The organism is Pseudomyxococcus flavus (assembly GCF_050038885.1).
Classification (GTDB): Bacteria; Myxococcota; Myxococcia; order Myxococcales; family Myxococcaceae; genus Myxococcus; species Myxococcus flavus.
In genome coordinates this window covers 7149248-7164861 of the sequence record NZ_CP143624.1, presented here as the reverse complement: position 1 = coordinate 7164861, position 15614 = coordinate 7149248, and the positions used below count along the sequence as shown (strand labels likewise).

General features: G+C 69.8%; 5 protein-coding genes and 1 pseudogene. 2 read left to right on the top strand and 4 right to left on the bottom strand.

The window, feature by feature from the left end:
* Window positions 1–255: 255 nt before the first annotated feature.
* Window positions 256–3045: a vitamin B12-dependent ribonucleotide reductase gene (locus tag VZL07_RS29745; RefSeq protein ID WP_426751260.1), complete on the top strand. Its 2790-nt coding sequence runs from the start codon at window positions 256–258 to the stop codon at window positions 3043–3045.
* 81 nt (window positions 3046–3126) lie between these two features.
* Here VZL07_RS29745 and VZL07_RS29740 read toward each other — a convergent pair whose 3' ends face one another.
* On the bottom strand, window positions 3127–4314 hold the full coding sequence (locus VZL07_RS29740; RefSeq protein ID WP_426757403.1) for a hypothetical protein: 1188 nt from the start codon (window positions 4312–4314) through the stop codon (window positions 3127–3129).
* 5751 nt (window positions 4315–10065) lie between these two features.
* Window positions 10066–10272, bottom strand: a pseudogene (locus VZL07_RS29735) (hypothetical protein); the annotation flags it as partial.
* Window positions 10273–10744: 472 nt separating this feature from the next.
* Here VZL07_RS29735 and VZL07_RS29730 point away from each other — a divergent pair.
* Complete coding sequence (locus tag VZL07_RS29730) at window positions 10745–12703, top strand: trypsin-like serine peptidase (protein ID WP_426751259.1); 1959 nt, start codon at window positions 10745–10747, stop codon at window positions 12701–12703.
* Between the two features lie 66 nt (window positions 12704–12769).
* Here the strand turns inward: VZL07_RS29730 and VZL07_RS29725 are convergent, their stop codons facing one another.
* Window positions 12770–14164, bottom strand: a complete 1395-nt coding sequence (locus VZL07_RS29725) for an undecaprenyl-phosphate glucose phosphotransferase (RefSeq protein ID WP_426751258.1) — start codon at window positions 14162–14164, stop codon at window positions 12770–12772.
* Between the two features lie 218 nt (window positions 14165–14382).
* Window positions 14383–15528 (bottom strand): glycosyltransferase, encoded by a 1146-nt coding sequence (locus tag VZL07_RS29720; protein ID WP_426751257.1) that lies wholly within the window; start codon window positions 15526–15528, stop codon window positions 14383–14385.
* Window positions 15529–15614: the final 86 nt, after the last annotated feature.

The window sequence follows — 15614 nt, the reverse complement described above, 5'->3', positions numbered from 1 at the left end:
CATTTGTTGTATCAGCAGTTTCTTTGACGGAGGTGCTACAGGGGTCTATCCATGGCCCCGTCCGGCAGTCTGGCGGGCATCTCCCAGAAATCGAACGAGGGGCCGGGCGCGCCCCTGCGCTGACGTCGCGAATCCAGCTCCGAGATCAGCCGCGGCTCACCGCGGAGGGCTCCTCGGATCCATCGGGATCTCGCGACGTTAGCGTTTTGCAAATTTTGCATCCGAACTCGTAGTGAATTCGCGGAGGGTGGCGACATGGATAAAGAGCTGAGCTCGAAGTCCACGGTGAACGGGAAGGAGCGGCGCACGGCGCGGAAGGCGCGCGCGGCGGCCACGGGCCTGACGGTGGAGCGCTTCTTCACGACGCCGGGCGTGGACCCCGCGGACGAGTTGGCCTGGGAATATCGCAGCGCCAGCATCACGGGCGAGGATGGCAAGGCCGTCTTCGAACAGAAGCACATCGAGGTGCCGAAGTCCTGGTCGATGCTGGCGACGAACGTCGTCGCGTCGAAGTATTTCCGGGGCACGCCCGGGACTCCCGAGCGCGAGTCGAGCGTGCGCAAGCTCGTCGCCCGCGTGGTGGACACCCTCACCCGCTGGGGTGTGGAAGGCGGCTACTTCACCCGCGACGCGGACCGCGAGGCCTTCCACGCGGAGCTGACGCACCTGCTGCTGCGGCAGAAGGCGTCGTTCAACTCCCCCGTGTGGTTCAACGTGGGCGTGGAGACCCAGCCGCAGTGCTCCGCCTGTTTCATCAACAGCGTGGAGGACAGCATGGAGTCCATCCTCACGCTGGCGCGCACGGAGGGAATGCTCTTCAAGTACGGCAGCGGCACGGGCAGCAACCTGTCCACCATCCGCGGCAGCAAGGAGCTGCTGGCCGGTGGCGGCACCGCGTCCGGTCCAGTGTCGTTCATGCGCGGCTTCGACGCCTTCGCCGGTGTCATCAAGAGCGGCGGCAAGACGCGCCGCGCGGCGAAGATGGTCATCCTCAACGCCGACCACCCGGACATCCTCGAGTTCATCCGCTGCAAGTCGAGCGAGGAGAAGAAGGCGTGGGCGCTCATCGAGGCCGGGTATGACCCGTCCTTCAACGGCGAGGCGTACTCCTCGGTCTTCTTCCAGAACTCGAACAACTCGGTTCGCGTCACCGACGACTTCATGAAGGCGGTGGTGGACGACGGCCCGTGGACGACGCGCACGGTGCGCGAGGGCCTGCCGCTGGACACCTACAAGGCCCGGGAGCTGTTCCGGGAGATCGCCGAGGCGGCGCACCTGTGTGGCGACCCGGGCATGCAGTTCGACACCACGGTGAACAACTGGCACACGTGCTCGGGCACAGCGCGCATCAACGCGTCCAATCCGTGCTCGGAGTACATGTTCCTGGACGACTCGGCCTGCAACCTGGCGTCCCTGAACCTGATGCACTTCCGCACCATCGACGGCGACTTCGACGTGACGGCGTTCCGCCACGCGGTCGACATCATGCTGATGGCGCAGGAGATCATCGTCGGCAACTCGCGCTACCCCACCGAGCGCATCCAGAAGAACAGCCACGACTACCGGCCCCTGGGCCTGGGCTACGCCAACCTGGGCGCGCTGCTGATGGCCACGGGCCTGCCGTATGACTCGCCCGCGGGCCGCAACTACGCGGCGGCGATTACATCGCTGATGTGCGGCGAGGCGTACGCGATGAGCGCACGCATGGCGGAGAAGCAGGGCCCCTTCGCCGGCTACGCGAAGAACGCGGAGCCCATGCTGGGCGTCATCCGCAAGCACCGCAAGGCTGCCTACAACATCGCGCCGGAGGGCGTGAGCCAGGCGCTGTTCGCCGCGCAGAAGGACGCGTGGGACCGCGCGCTCGCGCTGGGGGAGTCACATGGCTTCCGCAACAGCCAGGTGACGGTGCTGGCCCCCACGGGGACCATCGGCTTCATGATGGACTGCGACACCACCGGCATCGAGCCCGACATCGCGCTCATCAAGTACAAGAAGCTGGTGGGCGGCGGCATGCTGAAGATCGTCAACCAGACGGTGCCGCTCGCGCTGGAGAAGCTGGGCTACCCGCAGACGCAGGCCCAGGACATCATCAGCTACCTGGACAAGCAGGACACCATCGAGGGCGCGCCGCACCTCAAGCCCGAGCACCTGCCGGTGTTCGACTGCGCCTTCAAGCCGGCCCAGGGCCAGCGCAGCATCCACTGGATGGGCCACATCCAGATGATGGAGGCCTGCCAGCCCTTCCTCTCCGGCGCCATCTCCAAGACGGTGAACATGCCGTCGGACGCCACGGTGGAGGACATCGAGAAGGCGTACCTGGAGGCCTGGAAGCGCGGGCTCAAGGCGATTGCCGTGTACCGCGACGGCTGCAAGCGGACGCAGCCGCTCAACACGTCCAAGGAGCAGGTGAAGGACACCCGTTCGGCCAAGGCCACGGTGGCGGCCGAGCCCGCCCCCGCCGTCAAGCCGGAGCCGCGCGCCGTTCGCCGGCGGCTGCCGGATGAGCGCCGCTCCATCACGCACAAGTTCTCCATCGGCGGCCACGAGGGCTACCTGACGGTGGGCATGTACGAGGACGGCCTGCCGGGTGAGCTCTTCATCGTCATGGCGAAGGAAGGCTCGGTGGTGAGCGGGTTGATGGACAGCTTCGCCACCAGCGTGTCCCTGGCGCTCCAGTACGGCGTGCCCCTGAAGGTCCTGATCGACAAGCTCAGCCACACCCGCTTCGAGCCCAGCGGCTTCACCGGCAACCCGGACATCCCCATCGCCAAGTCCATCACCGACTACATCTTCCGCTGGCTGGAGCTGAAGTTCATGCCGCGCGAGGAGGAGGACGCGGTGCTGGACCGGCTGGACGTCCAGCCCCAGCGCGAGGCCCTGCCCTCCGATACGGGCGCGCTGCAGCTCCCCTCGTCGCAGTCGAAGCGGTCCACGTGGCTCAATCAGGCGGACGCTCCGCCGTGCCACACCTGCGGCGCCATCATGGTGCGCAGCGGCGCCTGCTACAAATGCAGCAACTGCGGTGCGACCAGCGGCTGCAGCTGAGCCCGGCGCGAGGCGCATGACGTGAAAAGGGCTCCGGAGCCGCGCGCTCCGGAGCCCTTCTGCTTTCCACCCTGCCCCGCGTCAGCCGCGCCGGGACGTGGGGAGCCGGGCGAAGGCCTCCGAGGCCTTCTGGGCAATGCGGGCGAGCTCGTCCAGCGCGGGGCCGGCGAGTGGCTCCGCGCCAGGGTCCGCGACGATGAACGCCACCGCTTGCCCCTGGTTCCGGATGGTGACGACCGCGAGTTGCGAAGCGCTGGCGCCGCCCAGCGCGGCGAAGATGGCTTCGTCCTGGGCGCACTCCGGCACGCTGAAGATGCTGGGGCCCGTTGACGCCGTTGCCGCCTGGAGCAGCGAGGGCGCTTCGAGGTCGACCTTCAGCCCGGCGACCGCCTCGCTGTCACTGCCAGGCCCCCAGGCGTGCCCCACCCGAGCCAGCCCCAGGCTCTCGCCGAGGAGGAAGGCTCGCTGGAAGCGCCCCGCGCAGTACGCCAGCACCACCTTGCCGAGCGTCCCCTGGGTGCTCACGGCATCGAGCGCCGTCAGGACCTGCTCCGCTGTCACGGGGGGGCCTCCGGCGGGAACGTCCGTCGCCGCACTGGCCGCCGCGGACAGGAGCGCGGTGACGGCTTCCGCGGGCTCCTGGGGCTGGGGCTGCCACGGCTGCTGGATGAAGTCCCAGGCGGAGGCCAGGGGGAGCTCGGTGGCCGGGGGAGTGACGGCTGGGCCTTCCAGGTCCACCACGCGGTCCGCCCAGGTCGTGTCCGACGCATGGCCGATGGTTCCCGAGTCATCGTTCCCCTGCCACCCGACGAACTCCCACGTCGATGCGAGCTGCATCGGCTCGTCCGACGCACCGGGCAGCTCATCGAGCTCGATGGGAGCACGTGGCGTGGCCGCGTGCGGGGTGAGGTCGGTCGACTCGCCGGCCGCGAGGGTCTCCGCGCTCGCGGGGATGTCGTGGACGATGGCCGGCGCGACGGGCGTGGTGAGCAACTCGCCGTGTTCCGCCACGACGAAGCCACGAGGCTCGAGCAGTGCTTGCGTGGCCGTCTCCGTGAGCTCGGAGACCTGTGGCGCGTCGCCCCGTTCACCCGTGGGCGCCGCCGCCTCCTTCGCGGGCAGCGCGCCCTCCCCTTCCTCGAGGTCCGTGCTCTCCAGCCGCTTACCGAATGGCTGGGTGACTTCGACCTCCGCATGGACTGCGCTGGCTGGAGCAGGCGCGGCGGCCTCGGTGACTGCGTCGCGTGCGCTCGCGACCGCGCCGTCCATCTCTGGTGTGGAAGCAGCTTCCAGAGACGGTATTACGGCTCCGCCAGACGGTGTTTCCCCGCCGGATGCCGGGGCGCTTGCCGCCACCTGCTCCGGACTCCGGGCGTCGGCATGTTCGGAAGAGGCACTCACCGCCCCCGCGTCGGTGGGCGCAGTGACATCGGCAGGCACTGGGGCAGCGACGGGCGCCTGGACCTCTGTCGATGCTTCAGCCCCAGCCAGCGACGACGTCGCGGGCGTATCGCCCCGTTCACCCGGAGACGCCTCGGTCTCCTTCGCATCCAGCGACACTCCGGCCTGCGTTGGAGAGGCCGCCGCGATCGATCCGGCCTCGGCGGTAACGGTCGATGACTGAGCTGGCGTCTGGACCGCTGTGCCCTCCTGCACTGTTGATGCAGTCGCCGCGTCGAGGCCTTCGGTCGCATCGGCCGTCGCCAGGGCCGTCACTGCCCCCTGCGCCGCGTCGTCCGACAGCGCCAACGTTACCGTGGCACCTTCGGCCCCCTGGGAACGCACAAGTTCCTCGGGCGCCTCCAGGGCGTCGCCCACCGCTGACGTGGCTGGCCCGGACACTGCTTCAGCGGTGGGCGTCTCGGCGCCATGCGCGGCAACGGACTCCGGAGGCGCTTCGTCGATGTGTGTCGCGCCAACGGTATGAACCGCGATGTCTGCCCCTGCATCGGAAGCTGGGGCCACATCGATGGGCGCGCTGGCGCCAGATGACTCCTGTGGAGTCGGCTGGCCTGAGGCGTTTGAGGACGCGCTGGTGGCGGGTACCGCATCGACTGACGGCGCCTCGGTCGCCGAAGACTCACCGAGGGTCGAAGGCTGCTCGGCGATCGAATCGGCCTCGCCCGGCTGCGAAGACACAGCGAGCGCTTCCGCATGCCCCATTTCGGCAACAGGGCTGACATCAACCGGTGCCTCCGCCAGAAGCGAAGTGGCAGAGGATGCCACCGCATTCCCCACTTCGACAGCAGGGCTACCCTCAGCTGGCGCCTCCGCGACAGCGTGGGCCGCAACGGCATCACTTGCCTCGACAACCGCGACAGTGGTGGTCGTGACCGGTGCTGCCGGTTCGCTCGAAGTCTCCACGAGCGCGCTTCCCGCATCGGCGCTCGACTCGCCTTGCGCAGCAGCGTGTTCACTCGTCGGGACCGACGTCGATTCGTGCGTGGACGGAGAGGCCTCATTCGGTGAGGCATCCGCCTCGGCCGCAGAGGAAACGGTGGGCTCGCTGGTGGACGCGGTCAGCACCCCGGGCTCTGCGCGCTGGGCCGACGGCACGGAGGTGCTCGCATCGAGAGCGTGGGGAGACGCATCGGTGTGCGCCGAGGATTCTCCCTGCACATCTTCGCGGACGGGCGGCTCGCTGCCCGTCTTGGCGGCCGTGGACGTCTCTTGCCCGGACGTTGCAGGCACAACGTCTGGCCCTGCCGCGTCCGGCAAGCCGCTCCCTGCGGGAGGCTCCACAACGAGCGCTGGCGTCGCGGGCGCATCGGGCCGCGGAGCTTCGCTGCCTGCGGTACCAGCAGCCATGGCAGGCTCGCCACGCTCCAGCGAAACGGCCTCCTGAGGAACACGCGGGCCCGCATCAAGCGTGGCGTCAGAGCTTGACCGAGCCACCTCGAGCGATTGATTCGTGGGAAGAGGCGCTGGCTGAGCCGCGACAGGCTCCGTCAGCGCAGCCTGGCTTGTGGCCGCCTGGAGCTGCTCGTCGAGCACTTGCTGCGCCAGCGAGTCCGATACCGGCGCAACCGCAGATGGCTCCGCACTTGGAATCGCCGCCACCGAGGAAGTCGTCGCGTCCGCGTCCTGCGTTGGCCGCGAGGGCTCCACTTCGGCTGCCGGCGACGCCACCTCGGGCACGTCGGCCGTTGGCGACCGCAGTGCCTCTCCCTGCGCGGCGTCAACCAGCGGCTGGGCACCGGCGTCGTCGCGGACCGGAGGCACCTCAGCGCGCGACTCGCTGGCCGCCGGAGACGGCTGGGCTTCGGTATCCGCACTGCCAGCCAGGACCTGAGCGGCTCCAGTATCACTGCCAGGATGCGCGCGACCCTCCGAACCGGTGGTCGTCGCGACCTGCGCACCGGGCTCAGGCGGCAGGGAGATTTTGCCCTCATCCGCGAGAGCAACCGGCTGCGCCACGTCCGTGGCGCTCAGCTCGACAAGCTCGCTGGGACTGGAGCTCGACAGAGGCTCGGAGAGCGCAGGCACAGCCTGCGTGGCCTCTCTGCCGTCAGCTGGCACATCGGTTCCCGCCACTCCCTCCGTGGCAGGCTGCGCAGTGCCCGAACTGGCAATGCGAAGGGCGTCCTCAAGCTGTGCCTGAGCCGAATGGCCATCACCCGCCGGCCCCACCGCCGTGCTCGCGGAGGCACCCATCTCTCCGCCTGCAGTCGACTCCTGCGCAGGAGCCGCGACCATGGCTGCGTCCGCGGTAGCGGCGCCATCCGTGCTCGCGAGCGCCTCCGCTGAAGCAACGAACACTTGCGTTGCTGCCGACGAAACCGCCGAGTCCGGACTTGCAGACGCCTCTGCAACAGTGGCGTCCGTGGACGTCGCAGCCCCTTCGCTCGCGAGCGTCTCCGGCGACTGAACGGCCACGGGCGTCGCTTGAGTTGAAGCCGCCGCGTCCGGACTTGCAGGTGCCTCTGCCACAGAGGCGCTGGGAACGGCGGAGTCCGCAGACGTTGCAACCACCGCGCTCGCGAGCGCCTCCGGCGGAGGAGCGGCCACGGGCGTCGCTTCAGCCGAAGCCGTGGACAGCCCAACGGCTGGGCTTTCGACAGCAGCGGTGTCCGTCGGCCTCGCGCCACCAAGAGGCTCTGTTGTCGGGGCAGCCACGTGCGCCGAGCCCTGCGAGGCCACGTCCTCCGAGCTGCCGGGCGCCTTGGACACGGCGGGCGACACATCGACATGGCCGTGGGAATCGGCCGCATGCAGCGTAGGCCCAGGCGGCTCGGCCACCGTACCGAGACTGGCGCCTGCGGCCACCACTGGGACCTGCGCGGAATCCGAAACCGGAGACGCAGCAGCCACCTCGGGCAGCGCCGCTCCAGCGCGAGGCTCGGACGCAGCCGATGCATCCAGCGCCGCCCCGCGAGCATCATCGAGGTTCGCCGGTGCAGCGGACACCGTTCCCGGCGGCGGCTGTGCAGCGGACGGCACCGGCACGACGGCCGACGCCGCGACGGTGCCCTGTGGCATCGCGGCACGCGCCACGTCCGCCGCGGGCGGAACCACCTGCGCCTGATGCGAGCTCGCGACCGGCCCCACTGGTGCGCCATGCGACGGCGTGGGCATGTTCGCCTGCACAGGCCCCGCGCCCACGGGTACCTGCTGCGCCCCCACGCCCCCATGAGGCATTCCGGGAGGTTGGGCCTGCGGCGGGGTACCGGCCACAGGCGTCCCAGGCGGTGGCATCGGACGCGCGCTCGCAGGAGGCCCGTTGAACGGACGATGTGCGGATGCGGGATGTGGAGCGCCATGCACAGGAGGGGGCATTCCTCCTCCGGCAACAGGCGGGTGCGCGACTCCGGGGGGCACAGGCCCCTGCGCCACCGGCAATCCCGACATGGACGGAGGACGCGTCCCAGGCATGCCTGGAGGCACGGCGCCGTGGGGTCCAGGCACAGCCGGTAGCCCTGTTGCCGAAGGAGGCCGCGCGCCCATCATCCCGGGCGGCACCGCGCCCTGCGCCGGGGGCATGCCCGTTCCAGACGGAGGCCGAGCCCCCATCATTCCAGGAGGCACGGGGCCCTGAGGCCCCTGCATCGCAGGCAACCCTGTCGCCGAAGGAGGCCGCGCGCCCATCATCCCGGGCGGCACTGGCCCCTGGGGCCCCGGTACCGCAGCGTGCCCCGTTCCCGGGGGTGGCCGCGCGCCCATCATCCCGGGCGGCACTGGCCCAGTGGGCCCTGGCACCGCCGGCAATCCCGTTGCCGAAGGAGGCCGAGCGCCCATCATCCCGGGCGGCACCGCGCCCTGCGCCCCCGGTGCTGCGGGCATCCCCGTCGCCGAAGGAGGCCGAGCGCCCATCATCCCGGGCGGCACCGCGCCCTGCGCCCCCGGTGCTGCGGGCATCCCCGTCGCCAGAGGAGGCCGCGCGCCCATCATCCCAGGATGCATCGGCCCGTGCGGAGCCGGCCCGCCCATGGCGGAGGGCGGCTGAGCGCCTGTCATCGCAGGGGGCACCGCGCCATGTGGCCCCGGGGGCAGCGGCCCTCCCATGGCAGACGCTGATGGCATGCCCGTCATCCCCGGAGGCACGCCATGAGGCCCCGGTCCTCCCGAGCCACCCGCTGGCTGAGCACCCAACATTCCGGGGGGCACGGCACCGTGGCCCCCAGGCACAGGCGCGGACGTGGGACGCGTTCCCGAGATTCCCGCGGGCACAGCGCCCTGCGGTCCAGGCACCGCCGGCAGCCCAGTCGCGGACGGCGGCCGTGACCCCACCATTCCTGGAGGCACCTCGCCTTGTGGCCCAGACACCACTGGCAGCCCTGTCGCGGATGCAGGCCGAGCACCCACCATTCCTGGAGGCACATCGCCCTGCGGCCCAGGCACCGCCGGCAGCCCAGTCGCGGACGGCGGCCGAGCACCCGCCATGCCCGGAGGCACCGCGCCCTGATGCCCAGGCACCGCGGGCCCGCTCGCACTCACGGGCCTCGCACTCACCATCCCAGGAGGCACCGCACCATGAGGCCCAGGCACCGAGGGCCCTGGCACACCGGGCCCACTCGGAGGTCGAGCCCCCACCATCCCGGGCTGCACCGTCCCGTGCGCCCCGGACAACGCAGCAGCGCCTGGCGTCGCGGGAGGCCGAGCCCCCATCGCCCCCTGAGGCGCGGGGACCGCGGGAAGCCCCGGCGACGACGGAGGCCGAGCTCCCATCATCCCAGGCGGCACAGGCGCAGGTGCCCCCGGCCGCGCCACCATCCCCGGCGGCACGCCCTGGCCCTCCGTCGCTCCAGCTCCAGCCAGCGCATGCGCCGCAACGCCCCCTGGCGCCCGAGCTCCACCGCCATGCCGCGACATCAACCCCGGAGGCTGAGCCCCCGCGCCGTGCGGCACCGCCGCAACCGAGACAGGCGCTCGCTCGAAGCCGTCCTGCGCGGAGCCCCCCTCCTCGACGACGTCTGCGTCATCCAGAATCTCGCCCTCCTCGAGGAGGTCAATCTCCTCCGAGGGCTCCGGCGTCATCACGAGCGGGGGCGGCGCCACGACACGCGGCGTCTCCGGAGGCGTGAGCCGAGGCGGCGAAGCAGGGCGCGCGGCCACGGGCGCCGCGGCTACGGGCACCGCGGCCACGGGCGCCAGGACCGGCGGCCCCGGGACCTCGGGCGTCACCACCCGCATCTCACCGTCCTCGGAAAAGTCGATCATCGCCACGGGCGGCGCGGGAGGCGGCATGTGGTCCAGCGGATGCGCGCTGCCCGACACCGCCGGCGCCCACCGGACCGCTCCAACATCCGCGGCCTCCTCATCCGGATCATCACCGCTGAGGTACTGCCCCGGCGCCAGTCCGCCGAAAATCCCCTCAGCCTCCGGACGCACTGGCGCAGGCGGAGGTGGCGCCGCCAAGCTCATGCTCAAGCCCACCGGCTGCGAGGGAGCCGCCAGGTGCGGCGCAACGGCCTCCGTCCGCTTCGGACGCCGGGTCGACGCCATCTGGATGTAGCGCGTCTCGCGCTTGATGCCGTAGCGCTTCTCCTGGAAGTGGAACAGCCGTAGCTCGGGCGTGACGTACGGGACGATGCGCAGGCCGGTGATGAAGCCCAGCGCATCCGCGTGCTCGATTTCCAGCGGGCTGGCCATGGCCACCTTCAGCCGCCGCCCCTCCTGGGCCAGCGGAAAGGCCTGGTGCTTCTCCGCCATTGCCGCGGGCAGCAACTGCAACACGGCATCCGGCGCCGCCTCGAAGTCCGCTTCCTGGGCCACCGGATAGCGGCACATCTCCCCGAGCACCATCGCCAGCGTGTCGATGTCGAGGGCGTCCAGTTCGACAAGGTTGGAGCCCAACCGACCGCCGTAGATGAGCTGGGCCCGGAGGGCCTCGTCGAGCTGCGCCTGCGTGATGAGGCCCTTGCGGACCAGGATCGCTCCGAGCTTTTCGGCCATGTCCCGCCGATTCTAAACGTCTTCTCAGCGACAGAGACGCCCCTCCATGGCGCAAAGCTCCCCGAGAGGCTGCCTGGGCGCACGTGCGGACCTGCAAACCACCGCTCCGCGTGAAGCCCACGGCCGTGGTCATCTACGCCCCATGGCGCCATTCGCGAGCCTCAACCTCACGCGCCGTGAAAGCGAAATTCTCCAGTCACGTGGTCCATCGCTCTGAAACCGCGTCCACCAGTCGGGATTGTCAGGATTGACGACTATAACTGGGAGTGCAGCAAACCGCTGCGAGGACTCACTTCCAGGAGAGTCGATGAAACGCATCCCACTCGCATGTCTTGTCACGGCGCTGGTCAGCAGCACCCCAGTGGCACTGGCCTCGGACCCCGTGTGCCAGCCGCCGGCGGAATCCTCCCCTGCATCTCAGCGGGCCACGAAGGTGGGCGAGGAGGTCTTCCGGCGCTTCGAAACGGCCCACCCATACGCCACCACGCAAATCCGTGCCTCCGACGCGCCCATCCACACGGACGTCATCACCCACGCCGGCGCGGCGTACATCGCGCCGCACTTCGAGCGCCTGCACCTGGAGGACGGCGACTTCGTGGTCGTGCGCTCACCGGATGGGACGCGCACCTGGAAGTACGACAACCGGCACCCCGGCGCCCGCACCGGCTTCTGGGCCATCCACATCCCTGGTGACACGGCCATCATCGAGCTGCACAGCCGCGACAGCAGCAACCGCCGCGGCATCCTCAACAAGCACGGCTACTCCATCGACCGGTACGCGCGCGGCTACACCAACGAGGAGATGGGCCCGACGGGCGGGGACAAGGCGGTGTGCGGCACGGACGACTCGCAGTGGGCGCCCTGCTACGCCTCCAGCGACCCCACCCTCTACGGCCGTGCCCGCCCGGTGGCGCGCCTGCTCATCAACGGTACTGGCGCCTGCACCGGTTGGCTCGTGGGCAGCCAGGGCCACCTGATGACCAACCAGCACTGCATCGGCACCGCGAGCGAAGCGCAGAACACCAACTACGAGTTCATGGCGGAAGGCGCCAGCTGTTCGACGAGCTGCGCGAGCTGGTTTGGCTGTCCGGGCAACGTCATCGCCGGCGGCACGCTGGTGAAGGTGGATGCGCCGCGCGACTACGCCCTCATCCAGCTGTCGCAGAACCCCGTCAACACCTATGGCTACCTGCAGCTGCGCGCGACCGGCGCCGTGGTGAACGAGCGCATCTACGTGCCGCAGCACCCGGCCGGTCACGGGAAGAAGATTGCCGTGCGCTCCACGCACGCCCAGGACCAGTCCGGCTTCGCCGAGGTCTACAACCTCAATGAGGCCTCGTGCCAGTCGGGTGGCCCCGATGACGTGGGCTACTACGCGGACACGCAGGGCGGCTCGTCTGGCTCGCCCGTCATCGGCCACGCCGACAACCTGGTGGTGGCGCTGCACCACTGCGCCTACTGCCCCAACCGTGGCGTGCCCATCCAGGCCGTCATCAGCCACCTGGGCACCAGCCTTCCCGAGTGCGCGCTGCCCGCGACCGGCTGCCCGAACCCCAACGGCAACGGTGAACCGCCTCCGCCGCCGCCCCCGCCTCCTCCGCCGCCCCCTCCGCCGCCGGGCAACCCGTTCGACTACTCCGCCAGCAACACCAACAGCGCCCAGCAGAACACCACGAGCTACACCATCGCGTTGACGGCGGGGCAGACGCTGAACATCGGGACCTGTGGCGTGACGGGCGCGTCCTTCACCGGCGACACGTACCTGCGCCTGCGCGACGCGATGGGCGCCCAGGTGGCGGCCAACGACGACGCCTGCGGCGGCCGTGGCTCCAACATCATCTTCACCGCCTCCACCGGCGGCGACTACGTCATCCACGCGGGCTGCTACACCAGCGGGAGCTGCACCGGCCGCGTCGCCTGGACCATCACCGGCGGCTCCACGAACCCCACCAGCGGCAGCTTCCCGTTCAATGCCAGCAACACCAACAGCGCCCAGCAGAACACCACCAACGAGAACGTCGCCATCTCCGCGGGCCAGAGCATCACCGTGGCCACCTGTGGCGTGCCAGGCTCCAGCACCACGGGCGACACCTACCTGCGCCTCTTCAACGGCGCCACGCAGGTGGCCGGTAATGACGACGGGTGTGGCAGCGGCCTGGGCTCCAGCCTGACGTACACCGCGCCCACGAACGCCACCCTGCAGATTCGCGCGGGCTGCTACAGCAACACCACGTGCTCCGGCACCGTGGTGTGGAACATCCAGTAGCGCTCGAACGAAGCCGCCGTCACCGGGCCCGGGCCGTGGCAGCCGCCACCGCCCGGGCTCGCGGCGTCAGTAGGCGTTCTTCGACAGGAAGCCGCCCAGCGCCGTGCGGACCAGGATCTTCAGGTCCATCAGCAGCGACCAGTTCTCGATGTAGTACAGGTCGTACTCGATGCGCTTCTCGATGCACGTCTGCCCGCGCAGGCCGTTGATTTGCGCCCAGCCGGTGATGCCCGCCTTCACCTTGTGCCGCAGGTGGTAGCGGGGAATCTGCCGCTTGAACTCCTCGATGAAGACGGGGCGCTCGGGACGCGGACCCACCAGGCTCATGTCGCCGCGCAGGACGTTGAAAAACTGAGGCAGCTCGTCCAGCGAGTACTTCCGCAGGAACGTGCCAATCACCGTGCGGCGCGGGTCGTCCGGCCGGGCCATCATCGCCCCGCCGTGCTCGGCGTCGATGCGCATGGTGCGGAACTTGAGGATGGAGAAGGTGCGCCCGTCCATGCCCATGCGCTCCTGCCGGTACAGCATGGGCCCCCGGCTCGTGAGCCGCACCGCCAGCGCGGTGGCCAGCATGAGCGGCGCGGTGACGATGATGGCGAGCAGCGAGAAGATGATGTCGAAGGCCCGCTTCGCCACCCGGCTCCAGCCCTCCATCGGGTCGCCCTGGAGGCGGATGATGGGCAGGCCGCCGAACTCCTCCAGGCCGCCGTAGAGCGTGATGTACTGGTACAGGTCCGGCACCACGCGCACGTCCACGGTGCGCAGGGCCAGCTTGTCCATCAGCCCCTTCACGTGCGCATGGCCTTCCAGCGGCAGCGCGAGGATGACCTGGTCCACCGGCTGCGCGTCCAGCACCTCGTTCACCTGGTCCACGTGGCCGATGATGCGCACGCCGCCCACGTACTGGCCCACCTTCTCGTGGCGCATCGTCAGCACGCCCATCACCCGGAAGCCCAGCTCGCGGTGGTGCTCCACCGTCTCGATGACCCGCTGCCCCAGGTCTCCCGCGCCGATGACGAGGATGGACTTGAGGTTGTGGCCCCGGCGGCGAATCTCACTCAGGACGTAGCGGAACCCCAGCCGGCTGCACGTCACCAGCGCGAAGGCGTAGACGATGAAGATGGCCAGCGTGAGGCGCGAATACCGCTCGCGCACGAAGTAGGTCACCGCCACCAGGATGAGCGCCGCGGTGATGGTGGATTTGAATACCTCGAAGACCTCGCCCGTATTCGTCCGTGAGCGGTTCGTTCCGTACAGACGCGACTGATGGAAGGTCACCGGGAAGATGACGAGCACCATCAGCAGCGAGAAGAGCGAGTCACTCCAGGGAGGAGTCCCCTCCGTGACGGGGACGATGCCGGAGAAGCGGGTGGCGTACGCGAGGCCAAAGGCCAGCGCGAGCATCACCATGTCGGCGACGACCTTGATCGACGTGTAGAAACGCTGGAGACGACTGAACACCGCGGTACTCCTGTAGCGTGATCAACGGGTGGCCACCCCGGTGCAAGACTCGCGCCCTCAGCAAACGAACACGCGCCTTGCCCAACACCGTTTGACGGCCGCGGTTGCTAACACGAAAAGTTTCGTGAAACCAATGGGTTGCGACCGCCCCTCCCTCCCATGCAGGCCCTGTGTCGGCCTGCGTGCCACGGAAGACAGAGATGGGAGTGACAGCGGCGTCACAGTCCCGCAGCGGCGCCTGGGGATTCTGGCAACAGATTCCCGAGGAGGTGCTCGATTTCCCGCAGCATCGCCTGCTGAAAAGCGGCGCGGCTGAAGCGTCCGGCCTGCGCGCGGGCCTCCTCCGGACGAAAGCCCGCCTCCCAACCATCGAAGCGGCGAACGGCGGCGGCGAGCGACGCCGGCGTCTGCTCGGAGAAGAAGAGCCCCGTCCGCCCCGTCACCGTCTCGAGCACCCCGCCCCTGCCGTAGGCGATGACGGGCCGCCCCGCCGCCTGTGACTCCAGCGGGGTGATGCCGAAGTCCTCCTCGGGCGTGAAGATGAGCGCGCGCGCATCCCGATACAGCGCCGGGAGGGCTTCGTCCGAAACGTTGCCAAGGAAACGGATATTTTCAGGCAGACGCTGCGCGCCCAGGCGTGTCGCCTCCTGGCCCGTGCCCACGACCCAGAGGGGTGCTCCGAGCTGGCGGAACGCCTCGAGCGCGATGTCCAGCCGCTTGTAGGGCGCGAAGGCGCCCAGCCAGAGGAAGTAGCCCCCCTGACCGCCGCCCTCCAGCGGCACCTGGGCGAAGCGCTCCAGCGCGACGGGGGGATGGACGACGGCGGCCTCGCGCCCCCAGAAGCGCTTCACCTTCGCGGCGATGTGCCGACTGTTCGCCACGAAACGATTCACGCCCGCGGCCGTGCGCCGGTCCCATTGGCGCAGCCAGGGCCGCACCGCATGGGCCGCCGCGCGCACGGGGAGCCTCGCGCGACCCGGCCCGAAGTAGTCATCGAACAAATCCCACATGTACCGCATCGGCGCGTGCACATAGCTCAGATGCGGCGTGCCCTTCGGCGTGCGCAGCCCCTTGGCCACGCAGTGGCTGGAGGAGAGCACCAGGTCGTAGCGCCCCTGGAGGCGCAGCGACTCGATGGCGCTCGGCATCAGCGGCAGGAAGTGGCGGTAGCGCGCGTGGATGCCAGGGATGTGCTGGAGGAAGGACGTGAAGATGCGGCGCGATTCGATGGCCGGCGACTGCGTGCCCGGCTGGTGGACGAGCGTGTAGATGTCCGCGTCCGGAAGCACCTCGCAGAGGGCGTCGAGGACGCGCTCACCTCCGCGGTGCGTGACGAGCCAATCATGGACCAGGGCGACCTTCACGGGCAGGGCTTCTAGCATCGGGCGCGCGCGCCGCTGCAAGCACAGATGAACCGGGGGCGTGCCCGCCTGGCCCCCCACGGAGGCCG